Annotated in this window: 15 protein-coding genes; 6 read left to right on the top strand and 9 right to left on the bottom strand. The window is 57.4% G+C overall.

Translation table 11 applies throughout. The annotated features are described in order from the left end of the window. The first annotated feature begins 36 nt into the window (after positions 1–36). Entirely contained in the window at positions 37–1218 is a 1182-nt protein-coding gene (locus ACO1VH_RS13225; RefSeq protein ID WP_486244938.1) for a BamA/TamA family outer membrane protein, read from the top strand. Between the two features lie 178 nt (positions 1219–1396). Here ACO1VH_RS13225 and ACO1VH_RS13220 read toward each other — a convergent pair whose 3' ends face one another. After that, complete coding sequence (locus ACO1VH_RS13220; protein ID WP_486244937.1) at positions 1397–1855, bottom strand: Hsp20 family protein; 459 nt, start codon at positions 1853–1855, stop codon at positions 1397–1399. A gap of 301 nt (positions 1856–2156) precedes the next feature. Here ACO1VH_RS13220 and ACO1VH_RS13215 point away from each other — a divergent pair, with 301 nt between their 5' ends. From ACO1VH_RS13215 to ACO1VH_RS13195, 5 genes are read left to right on the top strand one after another with little or no spacing between them, the layout of a single operon-like run. Beyond that, complete coding sequence (locus tag ACO1VH_RS13215; RefSeq protein WP_486244936.1) at positions 2157–2795, top strand: PepSY-associated TM helix domain-containing protein; 639 nt, start codon at positions 2157–2159, stop codon at positions 2793–2795. A gap of 20 nt (positions 2796–2815) precedes the next feature. Beyond that, entirely contained in the window at positions 2816–3322 is a 507-nt protein-coding gene (locus tag ACO1VH_RS13210) for a DUF2271 domain-containing protein (protein WP_486244935.1), read from the top strand. Between the two features lie 17 nt (positions 3323–3339). Then, entirely contained in the window at positions 3340–4173 is an 834-nt protein-coding gene (locus ACO1VH_RS13205; RefSeq protein ID WP_486244934.1) for a DUF4198 domain-containing protein, read from the top strand. 58 nt (positions 4174–4231) lie between these two features. Then, positions 4232–5248, top strand: coding sequence for an FAD:protein FMN transferase (locus ACO1VH_RS13200; RefSeq protein ID WP_486244933.1), 1017 nt, complete (start codon positions 4232–4234; stop codon positions 5246–5248). Between the two features lie 2 nt (positions 5249–5250). Beyond that, on the top strand, positions 5251–6615 hold the full coding sequence (locus ACO1VH_RS13195) for a sulfite reductase subunit alpha (RefSeq protein WP_486244932.1): 1365 nt from the start codon (positions 5251–5253) through the stop codon (positions 6613–6615). 64 nt (positions 6616–6679) lie between these two features. On the opposite strand, the gene ACO1VH_RS13190 is transcribed toward ACO1VH_RS13195, so the two are convergent. The 8 genes from ACO1VH_RS13190 to atpD form a co-directional block, all read right to left on the bottom strand. Then, positions 6680–7360 (bottom strand): Fe2+-dependent dioxygenase, encoded by a 681-nt coding sequence (locus tag ACO1VH_RS13190; RefSeq protein ID WP_486244931.1) that lies wholly within the window; start codon positions 7358–7360, stop codon positions 6680–6682. 77 nt (positions 7361–7437) lie between these two features. After that, positions 7438–9711 carry a catecholate siderophore receptor Fiu gene (locus ACO1VH_RS13185; RefSeq protein ID WP_486244930.1) on the bottom strand — a complete coding sequence of 758 codons (2274 nt, stop codon included), beginning with the start codon at positions 9709–9711 and terminating at the stop codon, positions 7438–7440. A 247-nt stretch (positions 9712–9958) separates the two neighbouring features. Then, positions 9959–11029, bottom strand: a complete 1071-nt coding sequence (locus tag ACO1VH_RS13180) for a PepSY-associated TM helix domain-containing protein (protein ID WP_486244929.1) — start codon at positions 11027–11029, stop codon at positions 9959–9961. 96 nt (positions 11030–11125) lie between these two features. After that, entirely contained in the window at positions 11126–13246 is a 2121-nt protein-coding gene (locus tag ACO1VH_RS13175) for a TonB-dependent receptor family protein (protein ID WP_486245147.1), read from the bottom strand. A 234-nt stretch (positions 13247–13480) separates the two neighbouring features. After that, entirely contained in the window at positions 13481–14296 is an 816-nt protein-coding gene (locus tag ACO1VH_RS13170; protein ID WP_486244928.1) for a PPK2 family polyphosphate kinase, read from the bottom strand. An 11-nt stretch (positions 14297–14307) separates the two neighbouring features. After that, complete coding sequence (locus ACO1VH_RS13165) at positions 14308–14751, bottom strand: CoA-binding protein (RefSeq protein ID WP_486244927.1); 444 nt, start codon at positions 14749–14751, stop codon at positions 14308–14310. Between the two features lie 64 nt (positions 14752–14815). Next, positions 14816–15238 carry a F0F1 ATP synthase subunit epsilon gene (locus ACO1VH_RS13160; protein ID WP_486244926.1) on the bottom strand — a complete coding sequence of 141 codons (423 nt, stop codon included), beginning with the start codon at positions 15236–15238 and terminating at the stop codon, positions 14816–14818. An 80-nt stretch (positions 15239–15318) separates the two neighbouring features. Beyond that, positions 15319–16719: a F0F1 ATP synthase subunit beta gene (gene atpD, locus ACO1VH_RS13155; protein WP_486244925.1), complete on the bottom strand. Its 1401-nt coding sequence runs from the start codon at positions 16717–16719 to the stop codon at positions 15319–15321. Positions 16720–16758 lie beyond the last annotated feature (39 nt).

Genomic DNA, 16758 nt, shown 5'->3' with positions numbered 1-16758 from the left:
GAATCATGTATCGCCAACCATTGGAAGGTAGATTGCATGCAAGCCAACCTCGCCTCGCCACACGCAAACCGCCTCCGGGAAAAATACAAGCAGCCCTTTGCCACGTTCCTTGTCGGCGTGCTTCTCGCCCTTGCCTGCGACGCACGCGCCGACGACAAGAAGCCGATCACCTTTTTCGATCCCGAAGACGGCATGCTCGACATGAGCGACTTCCTGCTCAATCACAAGGGCGCGCTCGTCGTTCCCACCGTCATCACCGAACCGGCCATCGGCTACGGTTTCGGCCTGGGCCTGGCATTCTTTTCGGAATCGATGTCGGATGCCGCCGCCAATGCGAAGAAAACCGGCAAGGGCATGGCACCGCCAAACATCACCGTCGTCGGCGGCGCCAAGACGGACAACGGCACGTGGGGCGCCGGTCTCGCACACTTCCACACCTGGGACGGCGACCGCTATCGCTATCTGGGCGCCATCGCCAAGATGGATGCGCATCTGGACTATTACGGCAAGAGCGACCGCCCCCGCAGTTATGAACTGGATGGTGAACTCCTGGTGCAGCAGCTGCTGATGCGCATAGGTGATTCGCATTGGTACGTCGGCCCGCGCTACGTCTACTTCGACTCCAACACGCACTTCACCGGCCAGATTGCCAACGAGCTCAATCTCCAGGGTCATGAACACGCCATCGGCAAGCTCGGCATCGTGGTCGATTACGACTCCCGCGACAACATCTTCTACCCCAACAAGGGCACCTATGCGGAATTCGAAATGCAGTTCGCGCGCGATGCCTTTGGCAGCAAGCAGGATTTCAATCAATACAACGCACGCGGCTACACCTGGCTGCCGATTGCGAAAGAATGGGTGCTCGGCCTGCGCGCAGACGGACGTTTTTCCAGCGGCGACATTCCGTTCTACGCGCAACCGCATGTCGATCTGCGCGGCATATCTCAGAGCAGATATCAGGATCAGAACGCCGTCGTCACGGAAGTGGAACTGCGCTGGCAGGCGACACCTCGCTGGTCCGTGCTGGGATTCACCGGCGCCGGCAAGGCATACGGAAGATGGAACGACTTCTCGGAAGCCGAGACGGCCACCAGCATAGGCGCAGGCTTCCGCTATCTGATCGCCCGCAAGCTCGGGCTCTCGCTGGGAATAGACATCGCACACAGCAAGGACGAGAACGCGTTCTACATCCAGCTGGGAAGCGCCTGGCGTTGAGCGAACGCGCTCGAGTCGATTGCTCCTGGCTGCCGCGCGGATTGCGGATCGATGCCAGCTGCCTCTGTCACATCTCTGCCGCAGCGGCACTCATCGGTGCAAGGTCTGGATAAAAAGCCCAAATGAAAAAAGGAGGCAGATTCTGCCTCCTTTTTCATCGTTTCGATGCGAAACGGAATCAAGCCGCCTTCTGTTCCAGCACCTGCATGTTGCCGGCCACGCCGTCGATGGCGATCTTGCGCGGCTTCAACGCTTCCGGCACTTCGCGCACCAGCTCGATGTTCAGCAGGCCGTTGTCCATCTTCGCGCCGACGACGCGTACGTGGTCGGCCAGACGGAACGTGTGCTCGAAGTTGCGCGTGGCAATGCCGCGATGCAGAAAATTGCGCGGCGTCTCTTCGCGCTGCTTGCGGCCGGTGATCTTCAATGCATCGCGCTCCGTTTCGATCTCGATCTCGGAACGATCGAAGCCGGCGACGGCCATCGTGATCTGATATTTGTCTTCGCCGACCAGTTCGATGTTGTACGGCGGATAGCTGGGCTGCGCGTCGGTGCGTAGCGCATCGTCGAACAGGTTTGCCAGGCGGTCGAAGCCGATTGCCGAACGGTACAGCGGGGTAAAGTCAAAAGTACGCATGGTTATATCCTTTCAAGAATTCAAGCGATAAGGTTGGGCGGACCTCGATCGAGCATCCGCTGAACCGGATATAGGGGATCGCCCAGAGCGTTTCAAGATCTTGAAAAACGCCTTTCCGTCCCTAAAGGCAGCCTGGAAATCGGCCGGCTCATCTGCCGGGAAACGGCGTCCCCGCTGGCTCTGCTTCATCTTTCTTTACATTAAATCTATTGCAATCCGGCCCCGGATCGCCGACAATCCAAATGAGAATAGTTTTTATTTACCGGTGCAGCAGGCTGCATCCGGCAGAACGGGTGCTGGAATGGAAACCTCGGCCAATCAACGACGAGCCTATTGGCTGAAGACGCTGCATCAGTGGCACTGGATCAGTTCGGCGCTGTGCCTGCTGGGCATGCTGCTGTTCGCCGCGACCGGATTCACGCTGAATCATGCAGGGCAGATCGAGGCGAATCCGGTGGTGACGTCGAAGAAAGCCACGCTGCCGGCCGACCTGCAGACGCAATTGGCGACGCTCAACACCTCCAACGAAGACGACAAGGCAAACGATCCGCTGCCGCCGGCATTGCAGCAATGGGCTGCGTCGGCATTGTCGGTCGATGTCGGCGCGCGTGAGGCGGAATGGTCTCCGGAAGAAGTCTATGTCGCGATGCCGCGCCCCGGCGGCGATGCCTGGCTGCGCATCGATCGCAGCAACGGCGAAGTGGAATACGAGCTGACCGATCGCGGCTGGATTTCCTACCTGAACGATTTGCACAAGGGACGCAACACGGGCGCAGCGTGGAGCTGGTTCATCGACCTCTTTGCGCTCGCCTGCCTGATCTTCTCGATCACCGGCCTGTTCATATTGAAGATGCATGCAGCCAACCGGCCGACGACATGGCCGATCGTCGGATTGGGCGTGCTGATTCCGCTGCTGCTGGCCATCCTGTTCATTCACTGACCACTATCTGGAATTTTTCTATGCAGATCCGTTATTCCTTCATGCTGGGCGCCGCCTTGACGACGCCCGCCTTTGCCACCGACCTGAATGTGAAAGTGGAAGTGCCGCGCCTGAACGTGGCCGAATACCACAAGCCTTATGTCGCGTTCTGGATCGAGAAACCCGACCAGACTTTCGTGCAGAACCTGTCGGTCTGGTACGACATCAAGAAGAAGGACAACGTCGGCACCAAATGGCTGAAGGATGTACGCCAATGGTGGCGCAAGAGCGGCCGCGATCTGCAGATGCCGGTCGATGGCGTCAGCGGCGCCACGCGCGCACCGGGCGAACACGCGATGACCTTCGGCGCCAAGGCCGGTCTCGACAAGCTGCCGGCCGGCGATTACGTGCTCGTAGCGGAAGCGTCGCGTGAAGCAGGCGGCCGCGAAGTGGTCCGCGTGCCGTTCGCCTGGTCGTCGAAAGCACAAACTACGCAAGCGAAAGGCGACCACGAACTGGGTGCCGTTTCCGTCGAAGTCAAACCATAACGCCACAGGGAGCTTCCATGCACAAACCATCCTTGACTCATTACGCTGCAGCCATCGGTGCCTCCGTCATGCTGACGCTGCCGCTGGCCGCGCACGCGCATCGCACCTTTCTGCTGCCGTCGACGACGCTGGCCGACAAGGCCGGCGCGGTCGTCACCTTCGATGCCTCCGCTTCGGAAGAACTGTTCGTGCCTGACCATGCGCTGCAACTGGGCGAACTGGCCGTCGACGGCCCCAACAACACGCACCCGCAACCGGAAAACGCCTGGAACGGCAAGCAGCGCAGCAGCTTCGAGCTGAAGCTGCCGGAAGCAGGCACTTATCGTGTGGCAGTGGTGAATGACGGTCTTTCCGCCATGTACAAGGCCGATGGCCAGATGAAACGCTGGCGCGGTACCGCCGAAACGTTCGCCAAGGAAGTGCCGGCCAATGCGGAAGGCCTAAACGTGACGCGCATGCAAAGCCGCGTCGAAACCTTCGTACGCGCCGGCGATGACGGCGGCAAGACCGAATGGAAGAACGGAGGCAACGGACTCGAGATGACGCCGCTGACGGCACCGACCGAACTCTTCGCCGGCGACACCACCGTGCTGCGCTTCACGCTCAACGGCAAACCTGCAGCCGACCTGGCAGTTACCGTCATTCGCGGCGGCAATCGTTATCGCGATGCGCTCGGCGAAATCACGCTGAAGACAGACCGCGACGGCAAGGTCAGCATCAAGTGGCCGGATGCCGGCATGTACTGGATCGGCACCAACACCGGCCGCCCGCCGCAAGGCACGACCGGCACGCTGGAAAAACCCCTTGTGCGCGCCAGCTACAGCGCAACGCTCGAAGTGCTGCAGCCGTAATGTTTTTCCCCGCAGCGCCCGCTGCCTACAGGCGGCGGGCGTTTTTTCTTTGACGCCGATGACGCGACGCACGCTGGTTCCCCACATCGACACGCCGCCCCAACCGCCACGGCTGGATGGCGTCGTGCATGCATTGCACGGCGACACGATGGGGACGACCTGGAGCATCAAACTGGCAGCCGAAGCGGCATGCCAGCTGGAACCGCTACGGCAAGCCATCGAGGAAGAGCTCGATCTCGTCATCGCGCAGATGAGTACCTGGGAGGCGGAATCGGATCTCAGTCGCTTCAATCGCGCACCGAGCGGCAGCTGGCATACGCTGCCGGAAGAATGCTTCACCGTACTCGATTGCGCGCTGCAGGTCGCGCGCGACAGCGGCGGCGCCTACGATCCAACCGCCGGCGCACTCGTCAATGCGTGGGGTTTCGGCCCTACACGGCGCTACAACGAATTGGGCTTCATTGCGCCGACGCAGGAAGAATTAAATGCCGCGCAGGCGCGTTGCGGCTGGCAGCGCATCATCGTCGATGCCATGCCGCGCCGCGCCTTTCAACCGGGCGGCCTATATGTCGATTTCTCCGCCATCGCCAAGGGATTCGCCGTCGATCAGGTCGCGCGCCGCCTGCGCCGCAGCGGCATCGACAGCTTTCTAGTCGAAATCGGCGGCGAGCTGCGCGGCGAAGGAACCAGGCCGGATGGGCAACCGTGGTGGGTGACGCTGGAACAACCAGACGGCATGCATGCCGGCATCGAAACCATCGTCGCGTTGTACGACTGGTCGATCGCTACCTCGGGTGATTACCGCCGCTACTTCGAAGCAGACGGCACGCGTCATTCGCACACGATCGATCCACGCACCGGTCAGCCCATCCACAACGGCCTCGCATCCGTCACCGTATTGCATCGCGATTGCATGCTGGCCGATGCATGGTCTACCGCGCTCGGTGTGATGGGTGCTGAAGAAGGCCTCGCGCTGGCCGATCGCTTCGGGCTGTGCGTGCTGATGCTGCAACGCGACGGCGACGGTTTCCGCGAGTATCTGAGCACGCCGCTGCAGGCGCTGCTAGAAGAATAAGCATGACAATCGCCCGCATCCTGTTCGCTTCCCTGCTCGTCGTCGCATGGCTCGCGTTGTGCCTCGGCATCTGGCTGGCACAACGTCGCAAACGCCTGCAGGCAGCGCATGAAGCCGCCTCACTGATACCCGCCGCCGATGGCGCGCCACCTTGGCTGGTCGCTTATGCCAGCCAGACCGGCCAGGCCGAACAGATCGCCTGGCAGACCGCGCGCGTCCTGCATACGGGAGGCGTACCCGCGCGCGTAGTATCGCTGTCGGAAATCCATATCGATGATCTGCTGCAGAGCGAACGCGCACTGTTCATCGTCAGCACCTATGGCGAAGGCGATCCACCCGACAATGCCGCGCTGTTCGCCGGCAAGGCAATGCGCCAAACCCCGTCGCTGTCGCATCTGCATTATGGCCTGCTGATGCTGGGCGATCGCGAGTACAAGCACTTCTGCGGTTTCGGCCGCACGCTGCGAGGCTGGCTGCAATCGTGCGCGGCGCAACCACTGTTCGACACCATCGCTGTCAGCAATGGCGACGCAGCAGCGCTGCATGACTGGCAACATCAACTGAACCGCATCGCCGGCACCAGCGACGTGCCCGACTGGCAAGGACCGCCCTATCGTCCATGGCGGCTTGCTGCACGCCGCCATCTGAATTCCGGCAGCGCCGGCGGCCCTGTCTTCCATCTCGAACTGGAAGCCACCGATGGCGAAACAACACAATGGGAAGCCGGCGATCTCGTGCAGATCCTCGCTCCTGGCGATCTGCACAAGCCACGCGAATATTCCGTCGCCTCTATTCCGGCCGACGGCCGCATCCATCTACTGGTGCGTCAGGAACGACATCCAGACGGCACGCTGGGCATCGCATCAGGTTGGCTGACCGAACAGGCGCCGCTGGAAGCAACGATCGATCTGCGCCTGCGCGCGCATGGCAACTTCCGCATCGGCAGCAACGCGCAACGCCCGATGATCCTGATCGGTAACGGCACCGGCCTGGCCGGCCTGCGCAGTCACCTGAAAGCGCGTGCGAAGAATGGCGACATGCGCAACTGGCTGATCTTCGGCGAACGCCAGATGGCGTACGACTTCCATTACCGCGAAGAGATCGAAGCATGGCAAGCACAAGGTCTGCTGACACATGCCGACATCGTCTTTTCCCGCGATCAGGAAAAGCGGCTGTACGTGCAGGACCGACTGCGTGAACGCGCCGATGAAATACGCGCGTGGTTGAATGAAGGTGCAGCGCTTTATGTATGCGGCAGCCTGGAAGGCATGGCAGGCGGCGTGGAAGCCGCACTGAAGGAAATGATCGGTGAAGAGCAAGTCGAACACCTGATCGAACAGGGGCGTTATCGGCGCGACGTTTACTGACAACGTATCGGTTCAGAAAGATGGCGCGACACGACCATCAACAAACGCCGCATCAATAAGAGCGCTACACCACCGCCCATTGGCGCAGCAGATTGTGATAATGGCCCGTCAGGCCAACGATCTCCGGCGTATCGCCGACCTTGTCGCGCAACTGCTGGATATTTCTGTCCAGCTCGAACAGCATCGTGCGTTTGCTATCGTCCGCCACCATGCTCTGTATCCAGAAGAACGAACAGACCCGCGCACCGCGCGTGACTGGCTCTACTTTATGCAGGCTGCTCGACGGATAAAGAATCATGTCGCCGGCCGGCAGTTTCACTTCATGTTCGCCGTAAGTGTCGGAGACGATCAATTCGCCGCCGTCGTAATCTTCCGGCTCGCACAGAAATAGCGTGCAGGATAGATCGGTACGCAGGTTTAGGTTCGTGCCCGGAATCGAACGTACGGAACCATCGATGTGGAATCCGTAATGCTCGCCGCCTTCGTAGCGATTGAACAGTGGCGGCATGTAACGCATCGGCAATGCCGCAGCGAAGAAGAGCGGATTGTTGACCAATGCCTTCAGGATGATGTTGCCGAGTTCGAGTCCGACCGGCGATGTTTCCGGAAGCTGACGGTTCTTCTTGACCTGCGCTCCTTGCGTGCCAACGGTCGCTTTGCCATCGACCCATTGCGTCTCTTCCAGCCGTCGACGAATTTCGGCGACCTGTGCCTGGGTCAATACTTCAGGAATATGCAGCATCATGATGGTGTCTCTCGTAAAAAAAGAGCCTCTCCCGAAGGAGAGGCTCAAAGTATAACGCTACGTGGAGTGCTTGCTACTTAGAACCGAATGTTCGCCGTCAAACGTGCAGAACGTTCGATACCCGGGAAGTAACGCCAACCGCTCTTGTTGATCGCAGCAACGTATTCCTTGTCGAACAGGTTGTAGATATTGAGCTGCAAATCGACGTTCTTGCTGAGTCGATAGGTAGCCATCGCATCGTAGACCCAGTAGGATTCAGACTCGGTAAAGCTAGTCGCATAGTTCACGTTATCTCTACCGCGCGTTAAACCACTCGAGTAACGCGCGCCACCACCAACGGTAAAGCCACGCGGCAATTGATACGTTGTCCAGAGCGAGAACGCATCCTCTGGCGCATAAGCCAATTGATCTTCAGATGGATCGTTGGTTACCGAATCGCCCTTGGACACTTTTGTTTTCTGATGCGTGTAGCTGGCAATGACAGACCAGTCAGGTGTAATTTGTCCCGTTGCAGACAATTCAATACCTTCTACCCGTTTTTTACCCGATTGGTCGAACGTGCCATCGTCATTTTCGAAGATTTCGTTCTCGACATCAGTACGGAAAATTGCCGCCGTCAGCAACAGACGTTTGTTCAGCAGATCCCATTTGGTTCCAATTTCTGCGGTTTTGGCTTCCTGCGGATCCAGATTAGGATTGTTCGCGTTATTGTCTGCGGTGCTCAACTGGAAGTTGCTGCCGCCAGGTGGCTGCTTCGAGACGGCATAGTTTACATAGACGCTGCCGTTAGGTGCCGGCTTATACAACGCGCCAAGCTTCCAGCTGAAGACATTATCAGAACCTTTCAGATGGTCCGCCGACGGGACTAGAGAACCGGCAGGAAGCGCACCACAAGGTGTGCCTCTAGGACCAGTGCTGCATACTGCCAATGCGTTGTACTTGGTTTTGTAGTGATCCAGGCGAGCACCTGCGTTGACTTGCCAGCGCTCATTCAATTTCAGCGTGTCAAACGCATAGAGTGCAATCGTATCGGTAGAGCCAGAGCTATCTGCGCCATTACGTTCCCAGCTCGGACCCGTGACGTTCATCTGCGGGTTATACAGATTAGCGTCCGGCCAATCTGTTACATCACGGCTCGTCCCATAACTTTTTTGTTCTTCACGAGTAATTTCAAACCCGGCACTCAAATCGTGCTTGACACTGCCAGTCTCGAACGAGGTCGTAAGATTGGTCTGGTTGGTTATGATCTCATTCGTTTGATTTTTGAACGTTGGCAGGTTACGTGCCAAGGTCCAATCAGCTGGATTGGCGCTGCTCGTATCGGGTTCACCACTAAACGCGGTCAACAGATAATCCTGTTTTGTTTTACCCCAGCGCGTCGTATTGCGAATGGTCGTATCGGCGCTGATGTCATGTTCAAAACGCAAAGTCACCATATCTGCCGTGACGTCATCACGATCGTACTGGGTACCGTAAAAATTGCTCGGATCGACTTTACGGCCCGGCGTAGCGTTGTATCCCGGCAAACCGATCGTCGGCACACCGCCATCCGGCGTGTTGTGCTGTTTAACATGCAGCAGATTCAGATAGGTACGCGTCGGCGAGTTCAAGCCAAAGGCGATCGATGGTGCAATTGCCCAGCGATTATTTTCCACTTCATCGCGACCTGCCACGCCAGCATCCTGCACCATGGCATTCAGACGAATCGCGGCACCATCCATGCCCGTCAGCGCCTTGTTCAAATCGATGGTCGAACGCTTGTAGCTGCCGCTCCCAAAACCGACAGATGCACTTGATGCATCCGTCAACATCGGCTGTTTCGTCACCATGTTGATCGCGCCAGTCGGTGCGCTACGGCCATAGTCGGTACTAGCCGGCCCCTTGGTCACTTCCACTTGCTCGACGTTGAAGATATCGCGGGAAATCGAGCCGAGATCACGTACGCCGTCGACATAGATGCTGTTTGATGAATCGAAGCCGCGCATATAAATGGCATCACCCGTGCTGGTGTTACCGTTTTCACCCGCGTAGAAAGTGCCCACACCAGCCACATTTCGCAATGCTTCGGTCAGCGTCGTTGCTCCCTGATCCTGAATTACTTCCTTCTTGATGACGGAAATGGTTTGCGTCGTATTTACCAGCGGCTGGGTAAACTTAGGCGAGGCGACGGAGTCCGCCTTATAAGGTACTTCACCCTGCACCGTAATCTGTGGCAACGTGCCACCCGTTTTGGCTTGGTCGGCATCAGCCTGTTGTGCATAGGCTGGCAACGCCATCACGGCCGCTGCAACCGCCACGGAGCAATTCAACCGACGAGCAATAGGATGCTTGCGGCTTTTGATATGAGCCATCTGTAATTCCTTCCTGTCCTGAAATGGTTTTATTTGTAAGGCTGGCTAGTCTGCAAACCGGCCCTGTAACAGGGAGGACTTGAATCAGATGGCTGGCAATCGGCACGAAAACACGCCGACGAGAATGCGGATGATAATTATTCTCTTTTGAGGGGTCAATCTAAACCGCTTTGACTGTTGTTTTTGTGAAAATTGGAATGTAGTTCGGGGAGGAAAGCGTTAAAAAGTCGTGAAATAAACTGGTATGTCAGTTCCGTCGACGCCACCATAACCAAATGCCGGTGATGCCCAGCATCCCCAGCGCGAGGCCGCTGATGAAAGTAATCGCCTCCAGCAACACGCCGCCGAGTTCGCCGGTATGCAGTGGATAGATCACCGAATTTATACGTGCCCCAACGTCGAGTTCGTTCCAGCGATGAACGGCGAGAATCTCTCCGCTTTGCGGATGCAGATAGATTGCAGTACGTCCATTTGGATGCGGATCGTCGTGGAGCCGCATCCGGACCCGAATTGGCTGATCCGGTTTAGCGGGTATCTGAATATAACCAATCGGATCGTTCGGGAATTGCGCCTGCGCACGGGCGGCAATTTCATCCAGGGTAATCGCTTTAACTAATGGCGATTCCAGCTTGGCGACTTTCGGCGGCTTGACCACCTTGCTGCCACTCACCGCCGTGATGAATGAGCCGATCGGCCGCCAGGCCATGTAGGCCCCCGTCGCTACCGAAACCGCAATCAGCAAACCCAGCAGCGCGCCACCGATGCGATGCATATCGAACAGGCCGCGCAGCAGTCCTTTACGCAGTTCGATCCTCAACGAAGGGGGCCAGCGTTTCGGCCACCACAGCACAAGCCCGGAAATCAGCAGAAACAGATAAGCCAGGGCAATCCACGCGAGAATGGCTTTGCCGGTTTGTTGCAACAGCAAGCTGCTATGCAGCTTGAAGAGAAAATTAACGACGCCTTCGGATTCGCCACGACGGCCCTGCTCTTCACCTGTATAGGGATTCAGGTAAACAGTCCCGCTCCATGAGCCACGCACCAGCACTTGAAGTGTCTCGCCGACTTCTTGCGGAGGACGCAGCGTGAAACTGGTTTGCGTTCCGAATGTTCCAATCAGGCGATGACGGATGGCTTCCAGCGTCGGCGGCTGTTCCGAACCGGATGCCACGGGTTGCGCCTTGAAGAATTCGGGATGCGTCCGTATGTCCAGCGGCTTGGCGATGATCAGGATTGCTCCAACCAACGCCACGATCGCCAGAATCCAGCCAACAGAAAGCGCCAGCCAGCGATGGGCCTTGAGCCACAGGCGACGCATGGCGGCTTTGCGGGAAGATGCTGTCGGTTGCGTGAAGGAGGCACTCATGAAATGACAAGGCCGGTCTGGGACCGGCCGGCTAGGAATCGGAATGGCTTAGAACGAATAACGTCCCTGGACATAGATGGTGCGTGGTGCGCCGACGAGTTTGCCTCCGCTTGTGCGGCCTTCTCGGGTGAAGTAGCGCTTGTCGGTCAAGTTATTGATCCCCGCCAGAAGATCGAAGCCCTTCTGTCCTGGCACCTTCCAGTTGACCTGGACGTTCCATAGTCGGTATCCCGAGACAATGCCATTATCACCGCCCGAGGATTCCGCAACCGTGTTGTCTTCATCGGCATACTGGTTACTCTGGTGTGTGCTGGAGAGGTTGAATGTCCATGGTCCCGTCTGATAGCGCGCACCGATCGTGTCGACATTGCGGGAATAGAACGGCAGATCGTTACCGTCAAATTCGCCTTCTTCATAAGTCGCGCGCGTGTACGTATAGTTGGCGTACACATTCCAACCCGTCAACACACTTTGCTTGTCGAAGGTGTAATCGACAGCCGTTTCCAAACCACGATGGCGCGTCTTCCCGGCATTGACAAAGAGCGGATCGGCGTTGGGCCCGATATTCTCGATTTGATTGTCGAAATCGATGTTGAATGCTGTCGCTTCAGCCGATAGATTTCGGCCTTTCCACCGCGCCCCAATCTCAATGGTTTTCGCCACTTCCGGATCAAGCGGGGCACCGGCCGAGTTGCCATTCAATTGGATGTTCTGCACCGGCCCGAACGACTTGCCGTAGTTGGTAAACAACGTGAGCTCTTGCGTCAACAGGTAGGCGATATTCAGCTGAGGTAACGCCTCATTGTTTTTTCGCTCGAACTTCTCGCCGGTAAGATCATCCGTTCGATTCGAATCGATATGTTCGAAACGCACACCTGGCGTAATCCGCCAGGAACCGATGGCGATCTTGTCATCGATATAGACAGCATGAGCATCAGTCGCATTGTTGAACGGTGAATAGCGGCTGATTGCATTTGTCACGTAGTCTTGACGATAGGTGGTGTCGTCGCCTCGCTCGCTGATGTATCGGTAGCCGACGGTGACATCATGCGTGAACGCGCCCGCTACGAAACGTTGCGTATAGCGCGGCTCGATACCAAAGACACGATAGTTTCGCGGAGAATGCGACATGTAACTCGGCGTATCGCCCGGGTTATCGGCCAATACGCTTTGTCGGAAACTGTCATTGAAGTAGCTCCGGATTTCAAACTCCTGCGTATCCGACAGATAATTTACGTAGCCGACATCAATACCTTTCCGATTGCCGCTCCAGTAATCATGCGGCCGTGTACTCTGGAAAGGATCTGCTTCGTATTCGGCGCTTTTGAGGCCGCCTGGCGTACGCGACTTCACGTCGTAGTACGACAACTTGCCGTATACCTCGGAGCTTGGCGTCAATGCGTAGCGGAATTTCAGTGCAAAGTCGTTGACCGACTGATCGCTCTTGTCTCGCCACGTCGAGCCGCTCGATCCGGAATACAGCAATGCGATTCCCAAGCCGTTTTCGAGTTGGCCGCCGACAAAAGTACTGTATTGCGTGTTCGGCGCACCTTCGTTGTAATCGATATAGCGTATCGAGGCGTCACCGCTGATGCCCTTCGTATTCGGTATTTCACGCGATCGGAAGTTGATGATGCCGCCCACGTTCTGCGGGCCGTAACGCACAGCGCCACCGCCGCGCACCACGTCGATCGTTTCGATATTGGCCAGACTGATCGGCGCAAATGAAAGCTGCGGTTGGCCATACGGTGCAAAAGCCAGCGGTATGCCATCGAGCAGCACAGTCGAGCGAGGTGAATAGCGCCCCGTAAGACCACGCACACCAACGCTCAATGAAACGGCACTACCCGCCGTGCCGGAATTTTCACTTACCTGCACACCCGGAATGCGACGCATGACGTCGCTAATGCTGGAAGCGCCACTCTCCTCGATCTGTTCTTTTTTCACCACCGTGCGCGCGCCCGGATAGGTCTTGACACTGTTCTGCAACCCACTACCCAGCCAGTCACTGCTGACCTGAATGGCTTCCAATGTTGTCGTATCTTGAGCGACCTGTTGCGCTTCCTGCGCATGCAACAAGCCCGACATGCTCAACATTGCCAGAGCGACGGCGGTAACGAGGGGTTTGGGTTGCGTAAAATGAGGTGTGCGACTCTGTCGAGACGGCATGGCGGTCTTCTCCGGGTATGAACGTTGCTGCACTGGCTTTTCTGCAGCTGGGTTGTTACCGGGCAGACAGCGGAATGGCGGGCAGAAAGAAATGAATTCAGGTACGACGAGATGATAATTATTCCCATCTAAGGGGTCAAACCGGATCATCTCTCCTGCGACAGTTTTGCAACATCGCTACCCTTGACGCCTTTTTCGAATGGCCGGATTTATCGGCCTTCATTAATTGAGACGCTACTTGACCTTGAGCTTCGCATATTCCGGATTTCCGGGCGGATAGCTTGGATTGAGTTCGCGCAATGTTTCCAGGACGACGGAGGCAATGGCGAGATTGCGATGCGTCTTGGAATCGGACGGAATCACATACCATGGCGCATGATCGGCATCCGTCGCATGGATCGCACGCATGTACTGCCGCTGGTAAGCCGGCCAGTGCTGACGCTCCTTCAGATCGTCTGGATCGAATTTCCAGTGCTTGTCCGGATTGGCGATGCGCTCTTCCAGCCTGCTCTTTTGCTCACGACTGGAAATATGCAGAAAGAATTTCATGATGACGGTGCCGGTCTCCGCCATCATGCGTTCGAAATCGCGAATGTGAGCGTAACGACGCTTGCATTCGGCTTCGCTGATCCAGTCATGCACGCGCGTGATCAGCACGTCTTCGTAGTGACTGCGGTTGAAGATCGTCAATTCACCTTGTCCCGGCACATGCCGATGAATACGCCACAGGAAATCATGACTCTTTTCTTCCGGCGTCGGCGCCTTGAAGGCGACGCTGGAAACACCGAGCGGATCGATCTTGCCGAATACGCCACGCACCGTGCCGTCCTTGCCCGATGTATCCATTCCCTGCAGGACGATCAGTATCTTGTGTTTGCGTTGCGCATACAGCACGTCCTGCAGGTCGGAGATTTCCCTGGCCAGCTCTTCCACGATCCGCTTGTCTTCGGCCTTGTCACCGCTGGACAAGGGTTTGTTGCCGGCAGCAGCTTCACTCACGCGCTGCCCATCGTGCACGCGGAACAGTTTGCGGATGGAATTCTTCGGCATCGCAGCTCCCGTCATTTCATTTTTATCAAACGTGCGGCGTGCTCGATCTTCGTACAGCGATCCGCTACGACTGCCAGCCCTGCTGCACGGGCCTTGTCGATCGCCGTCTGATTGACGACGCCGAGCTGCAGCCACAAGCCGTTGGCGCGAATCGCAATGGCTTCGTCTGCGATAGGTTCCACTGCTTCGGATTTGCGGAAGACATCGACCAGATTGATGTGCAGCTGCTGTTCGGCCAAGGCAGCTGCTGCCAGCGTCAGCGTGGCATAGCAATGTTCGCCCAGGATTTGCGTGCCGGCTGCTGCCGGATTGACGGGGATGATGCGATAGCCATGGTGCTGCAAATAACGCGCGACTTCATGGCTGGGGCGGTCCGGATTCGGCGACAGGCCGATGATGGCAATAACGCGCGATTCGGTCAACAGTTTGGTGATGACGTCCGTGGTGTGATCCATGAAGACTCCCGAAAAACAAAAAGGGCAGCCCAAGCTGCCCTTTATTGTATGCGGGAATTCCCGATCAGCGTTTTTGACGCAGTCTCTGGATTGCCGCCAGTTGTGCGACTGCGCTGGCCAGTTCAGCCTGTGCCTGTGCGTAGTCGATCGATGCTTCCTTGTTGACCAGTGCTTCTTCGGCCAACCGTTTCGCTTCCGCTGCCTTGGCTTCGTCCAGATCGGCGCCGCGAATGGCGGTATCGGCCAGAACCGTCACCGTATTCGGCTGCACTTCCAGGATGCCGCCGGCGACGAAGACGAATTCGTCTTCTGCCTGATCGGAAACCTTGATACGCACCGCGCCCGGGCGGATGCGCGTGATCAGCGGCGTGTGGCCCGGCAGGATGCCGAGTTCGCCCGATTCACCCGGCAGCGCAACGAACTCTGCCTCGCCGGAGAAGATTTCTTCTTCGGCGGAGACGACGTCTACGCGCATTGTGTGTGCCATGTTAGAACCTTTTCTTCGTCCAAAGACCGGTAGGGATACCGACGAACTACCGGCCGCGCGATGCACGGCCGGCTCAACGATTAGTTGAATTTCTTCGCTTTTTCGATTGCTTCTTCGATCGTGCCGACCATGTAGAACGCTTGTTCCGGCAGGTGATCGAGTTCGCCCGATGCGATCATCTTGAAGCCTTTGATCGTATCTTTCAGCGGAACGTACTTACCAGGCGCGCCGGTAAACACTTCAGCAACGTGGAACGGTTGCGACAGGAAACGTTGCATCTTACGAGCACGTGCGACGACCAGCTTGTCTTCCGGTGCCAGTTCGTCCATGCCCAGAATCGCGATGATGTCACGCAGTTCCTTGTAGCGCTGCAGCGTGCCTTGAACAGCGCGTGCGGTTTCGTAGTGGTCCTGACCGACGATTTGCGGATCCAGCTGACGCGAGGTCGAATCCAGCGGGTCGACTGCAGGGTAGATACCGAGCGAAGCGATATCACGCGACAGAACGACGGTCGAATCCAAGTGAGCAAACGTGGTTGCCGGCGACGGGTCGGTCAAGTCATCCGCAGGAACGTAGACGGCCTGGATCGACGTAATCGAACCGGTCTTGGTCGACGTAATGCGCTCTTGCAGTTTGCCCATTTCTTCTGCCAGCGTAGGTTGGTAACCCACGGCGGAAGGCATACGGCCCAGCAGTGCGGACACTTCGGTACCGGCCAGCGTGAAACGGTAGATGTTGTCGACGAAGAACAGAACGTCACGGCCTTCGTCACGGAATGCTTCTGCCATCGTCAGGCCGGTCAGCGCAACGCGCAGACGGTTGCCCGGCGGTTCGTTCATCTGACCGTAGACCATCGCCACTTTCGAGTTGGCCGGGTTTTCCAGATCGACGACCTTGGCATCCGACATCTCGTGGTAGAAGTCGTTACCTTCACGGGTACGCTCACCGACGCCAGCGAACACGGACAGACCCGAGTGTGCTTTTGCGATGTTGTTGATCAGCTCCATCATGTTGACGGTCTTGCCCACACCTGCACCGCCGAACAGACCGACCTTACCGCCTTTTGCGAACGGGCAGACCAGATCGATAACCTTGATGCCAGTTTCCAGCAAATCGGTCGACGGCGACAGTTCGTCGTAGGCCGGTGCTGCACGGTGGATCGATGCCGTTTGATCATGGCTGATCGGACCGCATTCGTCGATCGGATTACCCAGCACGTCCATGATGCGACCCAGTGTTGCCGGGCCGACCGGCACCGTGATCGGGTTGCCGGTGTTGGAAATCGTCATGCCGCGACGCAGACCGTCGGAGCTGCCCAGTGCAATCGTACGAACCACGCCGTCGCCCAGCTGTTGCTGCACTTCCAGCGTCAGTTCGGAGCCTTCCATCTTCAAGGCATCGTAAATCTTAGGCATCGCATTGCGCGGGAATTCAACGTCCACCACAGCGCCGATACACTGAACGATTTTGCCATCAGCCATTTTCGTTCCTTCAATAATGTAAATTTAAAATCTGGTTCA

The sequence above is a fragment of the Oxalicibacterium sp. genome, assembly GCF_057353965.1.
This window is presented reverse-complemented; position numbering and strand designations above follow the sequence as displayed.